Consider the following 19,730-nt stretch of genomic DNA (forward strand, 5'->3'; position numbering starts at 1 on the left):
GGGCCACATACAGGAATACCTGGCCCAAGCTTTGGTGTAGGTTTAGGAGGGTTGTTTGAGTGATTGCTGCAAATCTAATATTTGTCATTGTTTTTGTTCTTGGGTTTATTTATGTGTTGATGGGGTTGGCAGCATACTCACATACTCTTAAAGAAGACAAATCTGCGAAGTCACTGGCAATTTCTCCATGGTGGGCTGTAAATACATCAATATATGATAATTTTGGCCGAAAATTAGCTTGGTATGGAAAGGTTATACTTGCTGTTAATGGTATTTTGTGTGCTATTTGGTTATATATTAAATAATAGGATGACCTAACAAACAATCGGTCAATTGGAGTGGCTTATAGCCCCTTTTTATAGTCTGCGGAAGAAGTTTTTTGTGGTCAATAGCAGCAGGCAGGTCAGTCCTTTCCTGTTTGAATGGTCAGTTCTTAGTAGCAGGGTGGTCATTTGGGTGCAGCACCTGCAAATGCTGATTCCACCTAAACTGAACACATTCGCTGTTTTAATCTGACCACTGAATCCAGAAAAATCTGACCAATTATGGATGGCTGTCCAATTAAATATTAATTCGGTTAATTCGCATTGGTCTTTGAGTGCCTGCTTGGCTATCTCGAATCGATAACTCTGGTTCAGGGAGTCGCTTGACCAGCGGTTTCCTGCCACAAAGTAAGCCCCAAGATGAAAAAGGCTAGTGCCAGGGCGCCACAAACCACTGTCAATACTATTTGCGACCAGCGTCGTTCGGATTCCATGGAAGACTTTCCTGAAAAGAAAGCACCAGCAGCGGTTACCAGAAATCCAAATTCAGTGATGAACAGGGTCGTCAACAGGGGGAGTCCGCGCTCAGCGGGTTCTGTGAAAACCCCCGAGCTGATCAGGACCATGGCCAGGGTCAGGCCGAGTCCAGCCGATATCCAGGGGAAGTTTGCTTTCATTGCGAGTGTCCGTCGATTTCTGAGTGTCTGTCAATACTAACCCAAAAAAGGAAATAATTGACACCCGGAGTTTGCTGGTAAGAAGTGTTAAACCAGAAATTATGGATGGGTGTCCAACTGCACTGCGAGAAAATTTATGGAGCGCAGTAAAGGACCGTCTCTTCGTTATGTATCGTGTAATGACCGATGTGCAGATGATAGAAAGGGTAGGTATCACGTATATAAGTTATCAACTCAAAGATATCATTTGGTTTATGGTATAGAGAAATGGCCAGCTTTGGTTGAAACTTCTGAATAGACTGGGCAGCACCCAGTAGAACGTCCATTTCATAACCTTCCACATCAAGTTTGATGAAATCCACTTTCTCAATCTCTCCGCTGTCAACCAGAGAGTCTATGGTTCGCAAGGGGGCTGTTATGTTGTTGGGGCTGAATCCGGGGGCATAACCGTTGAGGGTAATAGGCTCTGCATCAACATTTTCATTCGACAGGCCATACGGCATGATAATGACGTTTTTTAACGGAAACTGGTTGATATTATATTGAAGGATATCTAGATGGTCTTTGACGGGATCAAAAGCATAGACTTTCCCTTTTTCACCAACAGCATTTGAAAAGACTGCTGCTGAATCGCCCAGACAGGCGCCACCATCAATGACAACATCATCTGCCTCAGGCTTGATCGACACGCCATCCCGATCATAGAAGTACTGTTTTCTTTGCAGATAATAGGAAAGACCGAGGCAATCAATGACGTAGCTTTTATTGTCATAAACAAAATCAAAGTGCTTCAGTTTTCCGAATGCGCCTGTGAACTCGAGCTCACTCTCGGTAGATACTTCAATTTTATGATATTCAGCAATCGATTCCTCATCGAGGAAATCAACCGGTAGTTTTACTGAGAAATGGCTTGCCAGACGATAAGCGATGATGTGAAGGTAGAGGCTCTTCGATTTGTCATCTTCCAATAGTGAGTAAGCATTGGCCAGATTAACTGCATTCTTATAAAACCAATCAAAGTAGACAACTCGCTCATGAGCCATCCACTCCATGGAGCGATCAACACCATCATAGTTAAACCGCTGCGCATCAAAATTATCATAAAAGGTATTGACCTTGATTGCAGTCAGCGTCTCACCGATGATGTCCTGGTAGAAATCATCCGGTGTGGCCGGTAGTTTCTCAAACATAATGAATGCTCTTTTTTACCTCCTGTAATAGGAGAATATGCAGAATAACCGCTATCGCCCCTGTATATCAAGGCTAAAAAACTGCAGCCGGAGTATGTGTAAATTATCGGTCTTTGCGGCCTTATTCTATTAACTATTTGGCTTATTAATTTAGAACTTCTCTTTGATTGTACAAATTGGACGTCTGGTATCCATGCTGGGTTTCATATCAATCAGGCAGAGGTTTTGGTTGTTTTGAAAACAGTCTGTCTGACACCCTGAATACCAACGCCAGCAGAGCCGGCATAAAGGTCAAAGTCACGATCATGGAGAAGAGCAGTCCAAACAGTACGATGGCGCCGAGTCCCCGGTAGAGCTCGGTGCCGGCCCCAGGGTTGAATACCAGTGGTGATAAACCGGCCACCGTGGTGACTGTCGACATAAGGATTGGTCGCAGTCGGATACGCACCGCTTCCGTCACCGCCTCAACGATGTTCATCCCCTTTTTCTTCAGGTTGGAAGCGGTGAGCTCAACGATCAAAATCGGGTTGTTGACCACGGTGCCGATCAATACCAGAAAGCCGAGCATGGTGATCATGTCGAAAGGTTGGTTGATCGGATTGAGACCAAGCTGATCCAGGTTGGCGCCGGCCAGGTTGATCAGATAGAGACCGGCGATACCGCCGCTGATGCCGACCGGCAGGTTGGTCATGATCAGCAGTGGATATCCCCAATGTGAGAAGACTGCCACCATCAGCAGGTAGGCAATCAGTATCGCCACGATAAAATTGCTGAAAAGGGCTTCCCGTGTTGCGCTCAGTTGATCACTTGCACCACTGATCTCCAGGCGGATATCGGCAGGCAGTTCACCGGAGGCTTTCATCCCTTTGAGGATCTCTTCAGTCACTTTCTCCACCCCGGCTTCCAGCGGAATGTCTCTGGGCGGTATGACGCTCAGGGTGATGGTTCGATCACCGTCGACACGGCGGATGGTCTCGGTATTGACGCTCTCCTCAAGCCGGGCGATTGCACTCAGCGGAACGATCTCCCCCCGCGAGGAGTAGAGCATCAGGGATTCGAGATCCTGAGGCTGTTCGATGTTGCCTTGAGTGGAGTAGAGGAACATGTCGATCTGGTCGTCATCCAGGAAGAACTCGTCCACATAGGCGCCGTCCGAATAGGCCCAGATGGCGTATCCCAGATCCTGGGTGTCGATGCCGAGTTCGGCCGCCCGCTCCCAGTCCGGCTGGACTTCGAGCATGGGTTGCCCCATGGTCAGGTTCGAGGGTTCGGGCCGTACCCGTGGGTTTTCAAAGATCTGCTTCGATTTGAGAAAGACCTTCAGCCCGGCATCAAACAGCGACTGGAGTTCCGGGCCGCTGATGTCGATATTGATACTGCGCGTACCACCGAAATTGCCCGAAAAGATCGACCCCTTGGAGGAGAACGATCGCAAGCCGGGCAGTTCGCCGGCCATGGCGCTGGCGATCTCCATAAACTCATCGGTCTGCTGCCGGTCCGCCACGCCGCGAACCGAGAAGACCCGGGTATTGTTGACGAAACTCACCGAGAAGGTCATCGCCGGTATGTCGGTTTCACCCTTCGCGAACTGTTCGGGATTCGCACCCAGTTGCGGTAGAAATTGCTCTTCCACCGAATGATAGTGCTCCTTCATGGTGTCGATGTTATAGCCGGGTGGGGCGAACATGATGGTGAAGACCTTGGCCTCTTCACCTTCCGGCAGGTACTCGGTTTGCGGCGTCAGGTAGTAGAGGATGGCGCCGGCCCCCGCCAGCACGATCACAATAACCGCCAGTGGGCGTACATAGCCCTGCACCAGCCAGTGGATCAGTGATAACACCCAGCGCGATACACTGGCGCCAAGCCTGTCGAGGGATGAGTTCTTGGACTCTTTATGGATCGAGAGGAAGCGACTGCTGGCTGCCGGCACCAGGGTCACCGCCACCAGCATCGACATCAGGATCGAGGCGGCAATCGCGATGGCGATATCGGAGTAGAGTTGCCCGGCCTCTTCGTGGATGAACAGAATCGGCAGAAATACACAGACCGTGGTCAGAGTCGAGGCCAGTACCGCCGGCCAGACCTCGGTGATGCCGTTGAGGGCGGCCTGCAGGCGATTGGTGCCCTTACTCAGATGTCGGTAGATGTTCTCCGCCACCACAATGTTGTTGTCCAGCGTCATGCCGATGGCGAAGGCGACACCGGAGAGTGAGATGACGTTGATGGTGCGTCCGGCGATCAGCAGTCCGAGAAACGCGGCGATGGCGCAGATCGGAATCGCCATGGCGCCGATCAGGGTGCCCGAAACCGAACGCAGAAACAGGAACAGCACCAGCAGGGCGAGAATCGCACCGATCGCCAGATTGTGCTTCACCACCTCGACCGCATCGGTTACGTAGATCACGTCATCGGAGTTCAATACCAGTTCCAGGCCTTTCTCCTGCAGAACACCGGCATTGAGTTCTGCCACCTTCGTCATCATCGCCTGTTTTATCTCGATTACGTTGGTGCCGATCTGTCGGTTCACCGCGAAGGCCAGCTGGGGTTTTCCGGCACCGTAGGCGTAGTGACGGACTTCGGCGAAGCCAAGCTCTGCATGGCCCAGATCTTTCAATCGAACGAAGGTGCCGTCCCGTTCACTGATGACCAATTCATTCAGCTCCTCGACGGACTGGAAGCGGCCGATGGTGCGCAGCAGATATCGTCGTTTGCCGCTGTCCAGATCACCGCCGGAGACATCCCGGTTTCTGGCTCGAATGGCGTTTCTCACATCCAGCAGGCTGATGTTGCGCTCGGCAAGCTTAAGCGGGTCGACATGGATTTTGATCTGGCGTTCCGCACCGCCCCAGAGGCGCACGCTGGAGACACCGGGTACCCGTTCCATCGGGCGTTTGACATACTCTTCCGCCCAGTCGTAGAGAGCGATGACTTCGTCTTCGGAAAAGTTGCCGCTGACCGGTGTCAGACGGAAATACATGAAGGAGTTGGATGAGAACGACTCGGCGCGGATACTCGGCTGACGGACGTTCTCCGGATAGTTATCGACCTGCGACAGGGCGTTGTTGACGTCCAGTAACGCTTCATCGATAGAGACGGTGTAGGGGAACTCCAGTTCGATCCTGGCGTTGCCGGTGGTTGCTGTGGAGATGACCCGCTCCAGTCCCGGGATGCGGGTCAGGTACTGCTCCTGCTCGATGATGATCTCCTTCTCCACATCCTGTGGCGAGGCACCGGGCCAGGTGGTGCTGACCTTGATCAGGCGGGCATCCAGATCGGGAATCATCTGTACCGGTACGCTGAAGATGGCGAGCAGGCCGAACAGGGTCAGGATCAGGATCGCGACAGTGAGAATGACCGGTTTTTCGATGCAGAAGCGAAACATGGTGAGATGCCAACCCCTATTCGGTTTGTCCGATCTTGACGGTTTGTCCAGGGCGTAAGTTCTCGTTGCCCAGCAATACGATGCGATCACCGGCATTCAGGCTGCTCTCAAGGATCTCCACAAGATTGCCCTGGGTGCGCCCGGTGGTCACGCTGATCTGTTTTACCTTGAATGGACTCTCCGTGCCGGTGACACGCCAGACGATCCGGCTGCCATCCGCCTTGAGAACAATCGCGTCTCTTGGCAGCATGATCGAGGCTTGCTGCTCCCCGCTCAGTTCAATGAATATGCGCGCCGACATGCCGGGTGCAATTCGGCTTTTCGGGTTGTCGAGCAGCAACAGAAGGGGAAAGGTACGGGTGCTTCGGTTACCTGCCGCGACCATGGAAGCGACCTTGCCGGTAAACTCCTCCCCGGGTAAGGAATCGAAGCGGATTCGCGCCTTCAGGTCGGGTTCGATGCGTGAGAAGAATCGCTGCGGTATCGATGCCCGTATGCGGATACGATCCAGCGCTACCAGTTTGACCACACCCGATTCTGCCTTTACCCACTGCCCGGTTTCCACGTTCTTCTCGGCAACGATGCCGGAGAAAGGGGCAGTAAGCAGATGCCGGGACAATAGCTCTTCCAGCCGTCTCACCTCCGCACGCTGCTTGGCGATCGATGCCTGGGCAATCTCTTCATCGGCCACAGCCGAGGCCAACTGACTGGCGGCGACCGCCTTGTTGCGGCGCAGTGACTGATACTCGTTTTTCTGGCGCACCGCCTCCCGGTGGCGGGCGATCGCCTCATCGAGCCCGGCCTTTGCCGATACCACCTCCAGTGTGGCGATAACCGAATCGAGGGAGAGAATTTTTTCGCCGGCTTCGACCCGTTCGCCTTCCTCAACGAAGACCTCATTCACCACCCCTGATAATCGGGGTGAGAGGGGTGATTCCTGGAGCGCCTCCGCCGTGCCGGAGAAGGGGATCTCCTCACGCAGGTTCTGCTCCACGACCTCGGTGACGGTAACCAGACTGGGTTTCTTTGGAGGCGCTGCAACCGCATTGGCTATACACAGAAGACCAATGATCAGTACGCTGAGCTTCATCACGCTCAAACCTCCTTTTCGGGTGTGGTGGACGAGTCATTCTGCGGAATCATTGCTGTCCCATTTTTTTGCAATAAGGCGGTTTGGGTTATGCGCATTCCGAAATCATAAGAGTGCAAACAACTTATTGAATCAAAAGGGATAACCAAGCCATGGCTCATAATATACGGTATTTTCACAACGGCTCAAACTGATTTTGAGTGGTGAATTCGAAAGCCTGGGAAAACAATCTCATCGTGGTTGGGTATTTGCCGCAATGTTTCAAGCTGTTGGTAATTCATGGTTATGATGGTGGGACAGCTATCGTAAGAAAGAGTTTGCGGGATATATTAAGGATTTTATGATGAATTCACTGCTGTAATGTTAACTCACCATTAGCCAAGGAGAGGCATAAAAGCCCCTCTCCCTTGATGGGAGAGGGTGTACGCGAAGCGTTTTGCCTGGCAAAAAAGATAAAAACTCATGGATCCTCTATTTTTTCTGCATTGATCCCTTATGAAGAGAGAGGTGCTCAATCTTCCCCTCTCCCCCGGCCCCTCTCCCGCAAGGGGAGAGGGGAGCTACTCTCTCTGTCTGTTTGGTACACTGATGATTGGTGCTTTTTCTAAGCTTCATCTTTTGCTTGGTTATCATTTTTCAAGTTACGGATCTCGATAGGCTAGAGAAGCCAACTGACAGTAACCCGTTAGTATCCGATCGATCAAAGTTAAGGGCACAGCAGTGTTATGAATTACATTGGATGGTATGTATCGATCGGTTTCGGTTACATGGGTTTGAGCAAATGAAATACCGAAATGAAATGGGTATGTTTCGATATACTTTCTTTAGCTCGTTATAACGGCTCCCAGGTTGTTGATCTTTCAGGTTCTGGAAATAGGAGGTTGGGGGGGTTATGATGGCCCTATTGTTGAAATTCGAGGGATCGATCATGGAAAACAGACTTTCTTCAACGCTGCGCCGCCTTTTATTTTTTGGGCTGGTATTCGCATATTCCCCGTTCATCACAGCTGCCGTTCCCTCCAATCAGCCTTCAGTCACCACCTCGGGTGAGCCGGCCGATGCGACCATGTCATGGTCTCTCTCTACGGCAGATACGGATCAATACACCCCGTTATACGATACCGAGGATGCCATTTCGGTTGAGCTGAGCATCAGTGTGGATGCGGCCTCTGTGGGGGCTGAACGTAATCTCTACCTGGTTGTCCGTGCACAGGATAATTGGCATATGCGGGATAGCGAGGGGCGCTGGTTGAACTGGAACGGCCAGGTTGACGCGTTGGTTCCGTTTACCCGCAAGACACTCTCCGAGACCGAGACCGTCGAGGTGCACAGTGGCGGACCCTTGCCGCCGGCGGAGTTTGCCGTCTATGGTGGTTATGAGGCGGAAGATGGTTCTGTTATCTATAATCAAGATCCCTTAACCTTCATCGTCTTCGATACCGACAATCCCACCCTGCATCGCTTTCGGCACAATGTCATGTTGGAAGGCTATCTGTCCGAAGCGATGATCGCAGCCTATGCAACGGATCGTCCGCTGCCCGATACAAGTGTTGATGATTTCAGCCCGGCGCCGATTAGCAACAGCCCAATCTCTTTGACCAATACGCAGGAGCAGGGGGTGGATGAAGCGGATTTGATCAAATCCGATGGCGTCCACTTCTATCGATTTGGTTACTGTGGCTCAAGCACCAATACCTATTTCCGAAGTTGTCTCTTCACTTATGCCATTGAGGAGCAACCCGCCTCAAATCGGTTGTTGAATGAGGTCGGGATACCCGGTGAGAGCACGGTTGAAGGCATCTATCTGCTCAACCAACTCGGTGAAGGGCTCTCCGATATGGTTGTGACCGTAGGCGGGGATACCATCAATGACTATGTGGCCTTTGGCTTCTTGGGGCCGGTCCCGATCTGGGAGGAGCCCAGATACTGGTCGAATGGCACCAGTGAGGTGAACCTGTTTCGGTTGGACTCTGCGGATGCACCCAGCCATGAACGTACATTGAGCTTTGATGGAGCAATGATCTCCAGTCGTGTCATCGGCAATACACTCTATCTGGTTACCCGTTATACCCCCTATATTGACGGTCTGGATCAATACGCCGATTACACAGGACAATTTCAACACAATCGTACTCTGTTAGAGAATGCTACTTTAAGTCAGTTGACTCCGACCTCTACCTTAGGTGATGAACCGGAACCTCTTATCGACACGGAGAGTTGTTATCTGGCACCAAGCGCTACCGTCGGTATGTTGGATCCGACCATCATCAATATCATCGCCGTTCCACTGGCGGATCCTGACAGCTACCAAACCAGCTGTTTCATCGGCACCTCGGAAGTGCTCTATGCCTCACAAGAGGCGATCTATCTGGTTGCTCAGGGTGCCGGTCAGACCTTGCTTGACAACGGTGAATACACGTCAACAAACGAGGTCCACAAACTGGCGCTGGTTGGAGATTCGCAGAGCGGTATGGCTGCCGAATATCGTGGTTCGGCTCAGGTGGTTGGTCATCTGGGTTATGAACCTGAGTACAAGTCCTACCGCATGGGCGAGTATCAGGGTGTATTCCGTATCGCGACATCCCTTGGCTATCTGGGTTCGGTGAATAGCTCCACCAGCGTGACCCTGTTGCGTGAAGTGGCGGATGGCGGTCGACTGGAAGTGGCCGGTAGGCTCGATGGACTGGGGCGGCCGGGAGAAGTACTCTACGCCAGCCGCTTCATTGGTAACCGGGGCTACCTGATTACGTTCAAAAAAGTTGATCCCCTCTATGTACTGGATCTCTCCGATCCGGAGAATCCCGTATCATTAGGCGAATTGGAGGTGTCGGGTTACTCGGAATATCTCCATCCCGTGGGGGAGAACTATCTTCTCGGTATCGGTAAGGAGGCTGTTGATGCGGTGGACTCGGGTGACCGGGGTGGATTGGGCTTTGCCTGGTACCAGGGGGTGAAGGTCTCCCTGTTCGATGTCTCTGATCCCACCATGCCAACAGAAGTCAACTCACTTATATTGGGCGGAAGAGGAACCCACGCAACGATCCTGAACCAGCCTCACGGATTTGCATCACTGCCCCAGACAGATACGCTGCCGATGCGCTTTTCCATCCCGGTGGATCTGTATGATGAGCCTCCTACCTCAAGTAATCCGCCACCCTATGTCAGCTGGGGATGGACCCATACCGGTCTCTACACTTTCGATATCCAGTTGGGTGATACCCCTGGTGTCGAGCTCGTAGACAGGTTCGTGGTTAGAGATAGTGGTTTGAGTGGTTACTCACATGGTGTTTGGAATGACAGGTCTGTCATCCTGGGGGATAGTGTTCACTATCTGCATGGGGGTTCCCTCTATTCATCGAATCTGCCGGCGCGGGAGTAACAGATCCAACCACCGTGCTTCACTGTTGCACACGGAGGTGCAGCGAGTTCAAGGCGCATTGGCGGATCTATCGGATACCCATCCCAATCCAAGGGCAGAGTGCGATCAATCAGTTTTCTCAGGATCAATAACAGACTCCGGTGGGATTTGTTTAAACTGAGCTGGATGCAATTTCTGCCCTGTAAGTCTGCAAAAGATGACTTTAGTAATTGAATTGCCAATCAATCTCTCTCCTTCCGCTTCAGAAGTGGTTCCAGCAGATCCATTGGCAGAGGAAAGACCAGTGTGTGGCTCTTGTCACCAGCCACCTCGGTGAGGGTCTCCAGGTATCTGAGCTGAATCGCCTGAGGTTGTTCGGAGAGGATTCTTGCCGCCTCGACCAGTTTCTCAGCCGCCTGCTGTTCGCCTTGCGCATGGATCACCTTGGCACGTCTGGCCCGTTCCGCCTCGGCCTGCCGGGCGATTGCACGAATCATGCTGTCATCCAGATCGACATGCTTGATCTCCACATTGGAGACCTTGATTCCCCAGGTGTCGGTCTGTTGATCGAGGATATTCCTTACGTCGTTGTTGAGCCGTTCACGCTCTGCCAGCATCTCATCCAACTCGTGCTGGCCAAGTACGGAGCGCAGGGTAGTCTGGGCAAGCTGACTGGTAGCTGCCATATAGTCCTCAACCTGGATGATGGCCCGCTCCGGATCGAGTACGCGGAAGTAGACCACCGCATTGACCTTGACCGAGACATTATCCCGGGAGATCACATCCTGGGAGGGTACGTCCAAGACGATGGTTCTCAGGTCGACCCTGACGAACTGCTGAATGACCGGAATGATGATGATCAAACCAGGTCCCTTTACCCGCCAGAAGCGACCCAACATGAAGACCACCCCTCGCTCATACTCTCGCAGAATCTTCAGCGCAGAGGCCAGGAAGGCAATCAGCAAAAATAGAATAACCGCATAGAAGTAGAGCGTCATGATCACTTCTCCTTATCAGTCGGCATAACTTTCAGTATCAGTCCCTCTCTGCCGGTAATCTCTACCAGCTGATCTTTTTTCAGGGGTTGTGCAGAATGGGCCTGCCAAATCTCGCCATGGACTCTGATTTCACCTTCACCACTGAAGTCTTCAACCACCACACCTTCACTGGTCAGCATCTCCTCACGACCGCTTACCACCGGGCGGTTGCGTGATTTGATCGCCATGCCGATGACGAAGATCATGATGAAGGCGCTGCTGGCGGCGACGGCCAATATCAGTGGGAGTGATAGGCCATAACCAGCCTGGTCGGTATCGATAAGAATCAGTGAGCCGATGATGAAGGCAGCCACGCCACCAATACCCAGGGCGCCGAAACTGGGTACGAAGGCTTCCGCTGCCATCAGTGAGAGTCCGAGCAGGATCAATGCGACACCGGCATAATTGATCGGCAGCAGATGAAAGCCATAGAGGGCCAACAGCAGGGTGATAGCACCCACGGTACCGGGTACGATGGAACCGGGATTGGCAAATTCATAGATCAGACCATAGATACCCACCAGCATCAGGATATAGGCCAGGTTTGGATTGCTGATAATGCTCAACAACTGGCTTTGCCAATCAGGTAGATGTTTCTCCAGGATAATGTTTTGGGTATTCAGGCTCTTTTTGCCCAGCGGCAGCTGCACCTCTTTGCCATTCAGCTCAGCGAGCAGGGCATTGATGTCTGTCGCAACCAGATCAATCACACCCAGCTTCACGGCTTCCTCTGCCGAGAGACTGGCGGCCTCACGCACCGCCTTTTCCGCCCATTCGGCATTTCTGTTGCGCAGCTTGGCCAGGCTGCGTATGTAGGCGGCGGCATCGTTGATCGCTTTGCTGTTCTTGGCATCCATAGCAGGGGGTGGGGCACTCTCCTGCTCATCCTTTGGTTTGGATTTGTCAGGGCTGGTGTTCGGTGTGCCACCCAGGGTCACCGGTGTGGCGGCTCCCAGGTTGGTTGCCGGTGCCATAGCGGCGATATGGCTGGCGTAGAGTATGTAGGTGCCGGCACTGGCGGCCCGAGCCCCACTGGGGGCCACATAGGTGACCACGGGAACCCGGGAGGCGATAATGCGTTTGATGATGGCGCGCATCGAGGTGTCCAGCCCACCCGGAGTATCCATCTGCAGCAGCACCAGCTCTGTGGCCTCACTTTCCGCCTTGCTCAGTGATCTGTCCAGGTAGTCAGCCGTGGCGGGCCCGATGGTGCCGGAGACCTCAAGCAGGAGGGCCTTTGGGCTTTGGGTTTCAGCATACAGTGGGCCTGCACTACAGAAACAGAGGAAGAGAAACAATGACACAGCGTATTGAGCCACAATCCACTCCATGATGTTTGGAGACCTCTGACTCATCGTTATACCGGCGAATGTGTAATCCATCGACTTGATCAGTCTGGACCCCGATACCTTCAGAGGATGAAGCATGATTAAATCAAAGAGGCCTTTCTTATTATATTTTAGACCCATAGCCGGCTTTGGGTGTTCCCTAACACCGGTCAGCTTTGGACGAATAGATTTATACTTATGTTTATTAACTGTTTTTTTGTGAAGACAAATTCCATGCAGGGATGCAGATGCGTGGTATTGAACAGGTCAGGCTATGAAGCAATTTAATTTTTGTCCTCATTGTGGCAACGAGGGGTTGGATTGGCGTGAGGGAAAACAGTGGTTTTGTAACAATTGTGAGTTTACCTACTACCACAATTCTGCCGCTGCGGTCGGTGCAGTGCTGAGTTGTCAGGATGAGATCCTGTTGACCGTGAGAAAGCATAATCCCTGTCAGGGTAAGCTCGATCTGCCAGGCGGTTTTGTTGACTATCATGAATCTCTGGAAGTGGCCCTGAGTCGGGAGATCCGTGAAGAGTTGAATCTGCTTGTCAGCACCCAGAGTTGGCGTTACTTGTTCTCTTATGGCAATCGCTATCCCTATGCGGATATTCAATACTACACCACAGATTCATTTTTTCATTTGCAACTGGAGGATAAGCCGGAGATTGTTGTTGGTGATGATGTGGCTGAAATAAGATGGATGAAAACCAATCAGATTGCACTGGAGGATATTGGCCTTGACTCGGTACGGAATGCTGTAGAGCACTTTATAAAAACTGACTCTTAGATCAACAGAATGGGGAATTACGGTCCGAAATGGTTTGAATAAAGAGCTGAAATGTCATTGCCCACGAGCAGATGCCAATGGCAAATCAGGCCCGATAGTTTCCAGCCACATTTTCAGCGCTCTCGGGAATCCCCAGATGGACGCAGGTCAATTGCAGATCCTCATCGAAGCTGATATCGCAATAGAGGCGGTCGCCCACTACAGGGTGTCCGATACCGCTCAAATGTCTGCGTATCTGGTGTTTGCGTCCGGTATCAATCTCAATCTGGAGTAGTGAGCGGTCCTGTTGCGGGTTGTATTGAAGCAGTTTTACACGACTTATCGCCGGGCGGCCATCGATCGGTTCCTCGATCAGGCTTCTGTTTTCATCAGCCACGTAGTGTCCCACTACCCAAGCCTGATAACGTTTCACGATTTTTCGTTCACGAAACAGTCGGGCCAGTTCAGTGGCAGTCCGTTTCTTGTGTGCCAGAACCATCAGACCATCTGTAGCCCGATCGAGTCGATGCACCAGATAGACCGGCCGTTCAGGTTTCAGGTGTGTTTGCACCCATCGATCGATGGCACAGTGATCACCCCATTTGGAGCCATGGGAGAGCATCCCTTTGGGTTTGAACCAGACACTGAAGTTACCTTCATCCGCCACCAGTCGGGCCTCGGCCGGTTCTTCGGCCAGCACCTGTTGATTGTGATAAAGGTGTAAGCGGTCACCTTGCTGTAGCCGGCCCTTGGCGCGCCGTATGCGCCGCACACCCCCATCCCGTTCCAACCAGACGGCTCCCTTCCACATGATCTTTTTGATGGATTGACGGGAAAGGCCGCTGGCTTCGGCCAGTAATTCAACCGGACTTGCAGATGGTTGATCTACGCTGATGTGAAATTCGGATACCGACATAGAGTGCGTCCAGTTACCCTGGTGGGGCTTCTGGATGAGCTGATAAGGTAGTTACAGGATCGTTATTCTACGGATTGAGGATTTTAGCATGCCTTAGGCTGGAGATGGTGAGCAATTAAGCGAAATGCCTGAACTCAACTTAAGAGCAATCTCTCTACAGGATATGAGTTGCTATAAGGCTGTGCTTGCTTGAAGAGAATCCGATTGTAGGTGAGTTCGATATTCAATTGCCCGGATTCTCTTTGTAGAAATTGTTGTCTGTAGGTCCGCTAGCCTGTCCGATTGGTTTGGCGTGAGGTTTGGTTGTTGCGAATGTTGAGACTCAATCTCCAGATTGAAACATAGATAGATTGAATGGCGATTAACTGAAGGCCAACTCTGAATTTTCATCGAGCAGGGATCTGAATTCATCCAGGTCCAATGACGATGAACACTCTGTAGTTGACTTCGGCTTGGAATCCAAATGCATGGTCTGTTTGATTTTTAACAGTTCCAGGTTATGTAAGTAGTGACGATCCCTGATCAGCAGGCGTTTATAGATGCGAATCATCTTCTCATCATTCGCGTTTTTGGGCGGTGTATGACTGGCAATTTTCAATTTCAGATCAGCACACTGCTTTAATGTGGAGATTGAGTAGGATTCCAAGTTGCTCATGGTTTCATCCCGTATTGGCTTGGTCGTTAGTTGGCAAACCTAAACAAGCATCAACGATTGTTTCAGGAAGTAGGGTAGTAATAACCGGTTCATGGTAAAAAAAGCAGAAATTATGCCAACTAAATAAAAACAAACAGTTACTACTCAATGGTGTTGAGAATGTAAAAGGATCCGACAAAATCGGATTTATTTTCTGATTGATTGAGTAACGACTTTTTTCGGGTTCGATCAAGTCGCATTCCATCAGGATTGTGGGCGGTCTTACAACGCCATCTCCAACGGCTTGATGCTAAAACACCATCTGAAGAGATGATTCTTAAATAGAGTAACTAGAGCGCGGTTAAGTTAATCGCAGTTGCAGGAGATGAAAAAGATGGATCTGGCTATTTGATCTAAACTGGTTTCGACAGCTGATTCGACATCATGCTGTGTCATTAAGTTGTAATCCAACTTGTTGATTTGGTGTCGGAATATTTTACAGATTTTCAAATGATGTTCAGTAGAAGCCATTTAACTATTTGATCGTTCGAGGATATGTGAGGCGGCATAAGATTTGCTTATGAGTGGGGAGTGATTTGATGCTGTTGAATTAGCAACACTCACTGAATGGATCGTTTGGTTTTTTAATTTTAAATCCTACTATAAGGTTCTATCTTTTTTCCGTAATGGGCTGTCATCGGGCTCAATCCAAGGGATAGTGCCACAAAGCGGCATGCGCCGGTTTGAGAAAGAAGAGGGGTCTGTTTGCCGTTGGTTGTGGCAAGCAACCCTGCCTGTTAGTTATGGAAATTGGCGGATTTCACAGATGCTTCCGCCTGGATGTTTTGGATATAAGTCTATTTACAAAGTTTGTAATTACATGTTTTGGATTCTTACCCATTGGAGATGAGTCATGGAATTGAGATTTGTTGCACCCAGTTTGCTTGCCTTGAGTCTTGTAGCCGGCAGTAGTGCCTATGCCAGCTCAACCTCTTACATTTCAGCCAATATCGATTTTACCCTGAATGGTATCTATTACATCAATGGCGATGGTACGACCGGTAGTGCTGCGGTTGATCTGTTCGACTATGAAGCGGACGGTGCTGCTGGTGGTGGTGTTTACGGCAGTGACAATTTTGCACTTGGCGGTACTGGTACAACATCCGGTTCGGGTTCTGTGTTTCAAGTAGGAAATCCGGCAACCAATCCTGGCGCCTACAATCTAGAGTTTGGTGGTGCGCCCATGCAAATCGGCGACACCATATCGATGTCACTGGAGGCTTCTGCCACGGCGGACAGCGGTTTTGTCGATCGTACTCAAGTAGGTAGTGCTGATTTCAGCTTTTTGAACTATACCGAGGATGGTCAGGGCGGGAGCAATCCGTTGCGCTTTGAGTTTACTCAACAGGGTGAGTATTTCGTCTCGCTGCAAAATGATGTTTTCGGGGATCAGGCGATTGCTGAAATCACAACCAATATCATACTCGATGATAATGGTGATGTAACAACGACCGTTCTGCCTCCTATCGGCGAATATCTGTTTTCCGATGGTTTGTATGAAACACCGGGTGGATTTTCGCAAGCCGTTTTCATTGATCTCTATAGTGCTTACGGTTCATTCAGTATCGATAATATCTTAAGCACACCAACCTACCTTCAGCCTGTACCTGTACCCGCTGCAGTCTGGCTGTTTGGCACAGGTCTTATCGGATTGGTGGGATTCAGTCGTAAAAACAGTGCACGGGTTTAAACGATAAACCTGCTTGGAGTTCTTTTTCGAAGTGGTGGATAGCAGAAGGAATTGCTGTTCATCCGGAGTTGATTTACCCATGGATGGGCAGTCTGTTCAACCTGGAAACTTCAAACCGTGTGAGTGACTGATACACAGCGCTGATCTGTACGAAGCAGGCGTTGTGTCTATCGTCAGAAGCGGGTAATCGCTGGATTGCTGAGGATCAGCTCTTATAAAAACCAGGCGTCAGCCACAAAAAAAGCAATCAACAGGGGGAACAGGATTGAGATGAATATACTACCGATCCCTGAGGCGATTTCCGTACCGGTCAGAAACCAGGGCTGATCGGTCCAGCGCTCCCTGACATAATCCCGGTAATCTTTGTTGAAGAGGAATTTCCAGCCCACCAGGTAATCGATATAGCTGGTGTTGCGATAGGGGCGTACAGCGTTAGAGTTCATGGTCTCGTCTCTCATTTCAGCTGTTGCGACTCAATGTCGGCAGAGGAACAGTGCGGCTGGTTAGTGGCAGGCCTGCGGAGCTGTGAGGCAGGCGGCTTCAACCAGTCGGTTTGATACAACTATATGGTCGCAAATTAATATTGCAGGATTATGACTCTAATGTTACGAAAGGGGGGTATGTGCTTGTATTTCAACACCTTAATCCTACTGCGGATAAGCGGTACAGAATGGATTTATGCTGAAATTTCAGGTTGATATCCGAATATCTTTATTAGCTTAGTTCGATACTGAGGATTGCCTCCGATCGGTTTAAGTTTCACGTCCAGGCCCAGACTGGCTTTTCCCGCTTATTCCATCCTGCAGTTCCGGTTCTGGTGATTGTCATCAGGTTTCTGCCTGAATCATCCCTGTCGGTTCTGAAGGCTGGCTGAAAAAAACTGGAACCAATGTGAATCCAATTGCCGACACCCCCCGTATAGGTTAGTGAAAGCTGAAACAACAGTTCTCAATATTCAAAACGAGGAGATATAAGATGAAAACATTAATCGTCACTGCAGCAATGATTCTTTCAACCAACCTGTATGCCAGTCCCTTTGATGTGACCGGCCAGAACCCCGATCTGTATGACGGCCATGCAAATTCCACCATGCTGCCGACCGCAGTTCAGCCTGGAATCGGCGACTCATATGGCAGCTCCATTCTTTACTCCGGTGGCTATGCCAAGACCAGCCATACTCTTCAGGGTGGTGTTGACGAGGGTTATGGCAGCATTCTGATCGATGTGGGCACTCCGCTGAATTGGTAATGTCTAAGCCTGAGAGCCCTGGGGTACGGCCATTCTGCACCCCAGGGAGAAGTGAGTTGGATGGGCAAAGGATAGAGGTATTGTGTCTGTCATGCGGTGGCGAGTCTGGTGATTCTCGCTGCCAATTGACAGGCAGGATACCCCTTGCTCATGCTGTGGTTTGTGGTGAATCCGGATGTTAAATAGACACCCTGTGTGTTTCGAGAGGTCTATTGTGCAGCCTCAGATACCTGTCTTACTGGTCACACTGACCATCATGTTGTCGTCCTGCGCGGTCGTCGATAACAAGGCATCCAAACAGAATCGTCTTATCCCGGAAGCCAACATGGCCCAGGTGCGATCCGAGACGATGAAGCTGATCGAACGGATGCTCGAGGAGGAGTTTGTTCCCGGGTTGAGTGTTGCCCTGGTCAACCGGGAGGGGGCTGTGTGGCTGGAGGGATTTGGCGAGGCAAACAGTCGTTCAGGGAGTTTGGTAACTGCTGATACGGTATTCAGGGCAGGTTCACTGAGTAAACCGGTAACAGCACTGGGGGTAATGCAGCTGGTGGCGCAGCAGCGCGTCGATCTGGATGCGCCCCTGAGTGAACAGCTTACCCAGTTCTCCATCCAGCGGCATGAGACCTCAGTGATGCCGGTTACCCCGCGTCAACTGCTGAGCCATCGCAGTGGACTGCCCAGTGACCTGCGTAAAGGGATGTATACCGACACCTACTTTACCCAGGTCACAGGACTGCTGAGTAATGAGTACGCCGCTTATCATCCAAACAAAGTCTACAGCTATTCAAATCTCGGTTATGACCTGCTGGGTCATCTGATCGAGATAGAGTCTGGTACACAGTTTGCCGAGCAGATTCAGGAAAATCTGTTGAAACCCATGGGGATCAACCAGAGCGGCTTCCAGCTAACCGCCAACATGCAGCAGCAACTCTCGGCCGGGCATCTGGATGGCCAGGTCAGGCCGTTACCGCCGCTTCGTGACATGCCCGCATTGGGACTCTATTTGTCTGCCCGTGATGCAGGCCAATTGATGTCGGCGCTGCTGCGCCGGGAGGTGCCGGGTGTACCGGCGGACCTGCTGGATCAGATGTGGATACCACAAACGGTCGATGGCCAGATCTCACTGGGCGTCTCTCCAGGGCTGGGCTGGTTTCTTCAGGAGTATCCGAAAACCGGCCGGCAGGTACGTCATGGTGGCAGTACCCTGTTGTTTGGCGCTGAGATGGTGATCCTGCCCAAGCATGATTTGGGGGTGGTCGTGTTGGCCAATGGCGCCGGCAGCAATCGTATGGTACGCGAACTGGCGGCAACCATCCTGGGACTTGCCCTGACTGCCCAGGGCGGAAGTGGTTCTGTAGAGATGACACAGCTGGATGAGCAGAATGCCAACAGCTATGAAACCCCTTCAGGCGGCTATGCGACCGATCTTGGTCTGTTGATGGTTGATCCGGAACGGCCCAGGCTCTGCGCCTGCATTATTGAGCGCATCCTCGACCTGGTTCGATTCGACGATGGCAGCCTTGGGCTGACCCAGCAGAGTATCGACAGTCTTCCGGATGGCTATCAGGTGCTGGGGGATCTACGTTTCAGGTCGCGTCAGATGAATGGCATGGATGTGCTGGTGGCCGATCGGCAGGGGGAAGAGATTCTGCTGGGGAATAAGATTGAATCGGATCCCTGGGAGTCGGTCTGGCGTCAACGTCTTGGAAGTTATCGGACCATCAATCCCGACGGGGACTTTTCCATCCAGGACCTGCAGCTGAGTGAAGAGAGTGGTGTGTTGTGTCTGCACTATCGGGCACCCCACCTGAGTCAGAGTCTGGTGCGCTTGCCACTGCAGCCCGTTTCGGAGAATGAGGCGGTGATTCAGGGCTTTGGAAGGGGGCGAGGAGAGACGGTGCAGATTGTCACAGTGAACGGCAAACAGTGTCTGAAGTTCTCGGGTTTCATGGGAGAGCCGGTTGAATAGCTTGAAGCTGCAAATCGATACAACAAATGGTGATGTGGATATGGATTATTTTCAGATTAATCATATTGTTGTAGTTTTTAGGGGATCCTTGCCGGGGTCTACGAAAGTTGAGGAATGGT

The 19,730-nt window shown here is 51.2% G+C and carries 15 protein-coding genes; 6 read left to right on the plus strand and 9 right to left on the minus strand.

The genetic code is table 11. The annotated features are described in order from the left end of the window. Positions 1 to 59: 59 nt before the first annotated feature. A complete protein-coding gene (locus A3193_RS20485; protein WP_139116863.1) occupies positions 60 to 305 on the plus strand; it encodes a hypothetical protein in 246 nt (81 codons plus the stop codon). Between the two features lie 329 nt (positions 306 to 634). Here the strand turns inward: A3193_RS20485 and A3193_RS18410 are convergent, their stop codons facing one another. The 4 genes from A3193_RS18410 to A3193_RS18425 form a co-directional block, all read right to left on the minus strand. Continuing rightward, on the minus strand, positions 635 to 940 hold the full coding sequence (locus tag A3193_RS18410) for a hypothetical protein (protein WP_069015532.1): 306 nt from the start codon (positions 938 to 940) through the stop codon (positions 635 to 637). A 134-nt stretch (positions 941 to 1,074) separates the two neighbouring features. Continuing rightward, positions 1,075 to 2,130 carry an FkbM family methyltransferase gene (locus A3193_RS18415; RefSeq protein ID WP_069015533.1) on the minus strand — a complete coding sequence of 352 codons (1,056 nt, stop codon included), beginning with the start codon at positions 2,128 to 2,130 and terminating at the stop codon, positions 1,075 to 1,077. A gap of 208 nt (positions 2,131 to 2,338) precedes the next feature. Then, positions 2,339 to 5,512 (minus strand): efflux RND transporter permease subunit, encoded by a 3,174-nt coding sequence (locus A3193_RS18420; protein WP_069015534.1) that lies wholly within the window; start codon positions 5,510 to 5,512, stop codon positions 2,339 to 2,341. Between the two features lie 16 nt (positions 5,513 to 5,528). Next, positions 5,529 to 6,602 carry an efflux RND transporter periplasmic adaptor subunit gene (locus tag A3193_RS18425; RefSeq protein WP_069015535.1) on the minus strand — a complete coding sequence of 358 codons (1,074 nt, stop codon included), beginning with the start codon at positions 6,600 to 6,602 and terminating at the stop codon, positions 5,529 to 5,531. Between the two features lie 928 nt (positions 6,603 to 7,530). On the opposite strand from A3193_RS18425, the gene A3193_RS18430 reads away from it, so the two are divergent. Further along, positions 7,531 to 9,981: a beta-propeller domain-containing protein gene (locus tag A3193_RS18430; protein WP_162272517.1), complete on the plus strand. Its 2,451-nt coding sequence runs from the start codon at positions 7,531 to 7,533 to the stop codon at positions 9,979 to 9,981. A gap of 221 nt (positions 9,982 to 10,202) precedes the next feature. Here the strand turns inward: A3193_RS18430 and A3193_RS18435 are convergent, their stop codons facing one another. Then, positions 10,203 to 10,958, minus strand: coding sequence for a slipin family protein (locus A3193_RS18435; protein ID WP_083218468.1), 756 nt, complete (start codon positions 10,956 to 10,958; stop codon positions 10,203 to 10,205). A gap of 2 nt (positions 10,959 to 10,960) precedes the next feature. After that, positions 10,961 to 12,316, minus strand: coding sequence for an NfeD family protein (locus A3193_RS18440; protein WP_235615048.1), 1,356 nt, complete (start codon positions 12,314 to 12,316; stop codon positions 10,961 to 10,963). Positions 12,317 to 12,599: 283 nt separating this feature from the next. Between A3193_RS18440 and A3193_RS18445 the strand changes: the two genes are divergently transcribed. Further along, positions 12,600 to 13,115, plus strand: a complete 516-nt coding sequence (locus A3193_RS18445; RefSeq protein ID WP_069015537.1) for an NUDIX hydrolase — start codon at positions 12,600 to 12,602, stop codon at positions 13,113 to 13,115. Positions 13,116 to 13,200: 85 nt separating this feature from the next. Here A3193_RS18445 and A3193_RS18450 read toward each other — a convergent pair whose 3' ends face one another. Then, entirely contained in the window at positions 13,201 to 14,010 is an 810-nt protein-coding gene (locus A3193_RS18450; RefSeq protein WP_069006505.1) for a pseudouridine synthase family protein, read from the minus strand. Between the two features lie 361 nt (positions 14,011 to 14,371). Then, the gene (locus A3193_RS18455) at positions 14,372 to 14,665 is read right to left on the minus strand and encodes a hypothetical protein (RefSeq protein ID WP_069015538.1); all 294 of its coding nucleotides are present in this window, start codon (positions 14,663 to 14,665) and stop codon (positions 14,372 to 14,374) included. Between the two features lie 892 nt (positions 14,666 to 15,557). Here A3193_RS18455 and A3193_RS18460 point away from each other — a divergent pair. After that, on the plus strand, positions 15,558 to 16,394 hold the full coding sequence (locus A3193_RS18460) for a VPLPA-CTERM sorting domain-containing protein (protein WP_069015539.1): 837 nt from the start codon (positions 15,558 to 15,560) through the stop codon (positions 16,392 to 16,394). 212 nt (positions 16,395 to 16,606) lie between these two features. On the opposite strand, the gene A3193_RS18465 is transcribed toward A3193_RS18460, so the two are convergent. Further along, a complete protein-coding gene (locus A3193_RS18465; protein WP_069015540.1) occupies positions 16,607 to 16,837 on the minus strand; it encodes a hypothetical protein in 231 nt (76 codons plus the stop codon). 532 nt (positions 16,838 to 17,369) lie between these two features. Here A3193_RS18465 and A3193_RS18470 point away from each other — a divergent pair. Continuing rightward, on the plus strand, positions 17,370 to 17,642 hold the full coding sequence (locus A3193_RS18470) for a hypothetical protein (protein ID WP_069006502.1): 273 nt from the start codon (positions 17,370 to 17,372) through the stop codon (positions 17,640 to 17,642). Positions 17,643 to 17,856: 214 nt separating this feature from the next. Continuing rightward, positions 17,857 to 19,611: a serine hydrolase domain-containing protein gene (locus A3193_RS18475; RefSeq protein WP_235615049.1), complete on the plus strand. Its 1,755-nt coding sequence runs from the start codon at positions 17,857 to 17,859 to the stop codon at positions 19,609 to 19,611. The last annotated feature ends 119 nt before the right edge of the window (positions 19,612 to 19,730 follow it).

It is taken from the genome of Candidatus Thiodiazotropha endoloripes (assembly GCF_001708965.1).
Taxonomy (GTDB): Bacteria; Pseudomonadota; Gammaproteobacteria; order Chromatiales; family Chromatiaceae; genus Thiodiazotropha; species Thiodiazotropha endoloripes.

What these genes read in the sequence shown, in the direction of transcription:
- A3193_RS18450 (WP_069006505.1), bottom strand. Translation starts at nt 14,010, where the DNA reads ATGTCGGTATCCGAATTTCACATCAGCGTAGATCAACCATCTGCAAGT.
- A3193_RS18455 (WP_069015538.1), bottom strand. Translation starts at nt 14,665, where the DNA reads ATGAGCAACTTGGAATCCTACTCAATCTCCACATTAAAGCAGTGTGCT.
- A3193_RS18470 (WP_069006502.1), top strand. Translation starts at nt 17,370, where the DNA reads ATGAAAACATTAATCGTCACTGCAGCAATGATTCTTTCAACCAACCTG.
- A3193_RS18425 (WP_069015535.1), bottom strand. Translation starts at nt 6,602, where the DNA reads ATGAAGCTCAGCGTACTGATCATTGGTCTTCTGTGTATAGCCAATGCG.
- A3193_RS18415 (WP_069015533.1), bottom strand. Translation starts at nt 2,130, where the DNA reads ATGTTTGAGAAACTACCGGCCACACCGGATGATTTCTACCAGGACATC.
- A3193_RS18420 (WP_069015534.1), bottom strand. Translation starts at nt 5,512, where the DNA reads ATGTTTCGCTTCTGCATCGAAAAACCGGTCATTCTCACTGTCGCGATC.
- A3193_RS18430 (WP_162272517.1), top strand. Translation starts at nt 7,531, where the DNA reads ATGGAAAACAGACTTTCTTCAACGCTGCGCCGCCTTTTATTTTTTGGG.
- A3193_RS18465 (WP_069015540.1), bottom strand. Translation starts at nt 16,837, where the DNA reads ATGAACTCTAACGCTGTACGCCCCTATCGCAACACCAGCTATATCGAT.
- A3193_RS18445 (WP_069015537.1), top strand. Translation starts at nt 12,600, where the DNA reads ATGAAGCAATTTAATTTTTGTCCTCATTGTGGCAACGAGGGGTTGGAT.
- A3193_RS18460 (WP_069015539.1), top strand. Translation starts at nt 15,558, where the DNA reads ATGGAATTGAGATTTGTTGCACCCAGTTTGCTTGCCTTGAGTCTTGTA.
- A3193_RS18410 (WP_069015532.1), bottom strand. Translation starts at nt 940, where the DNA reads ATGAAAGCAAACTTCCCCTGGATATCGGCTGGACTCGGCCTGACCCTG.
- A3193_RS18435 (WP_083218468.1), bottom strand. Translation starts at nt 10,958, where the DNA reads ATGACGCTCTACTTCTATGCGGTTATTCTATTTTTGCTGATTGCCTTC.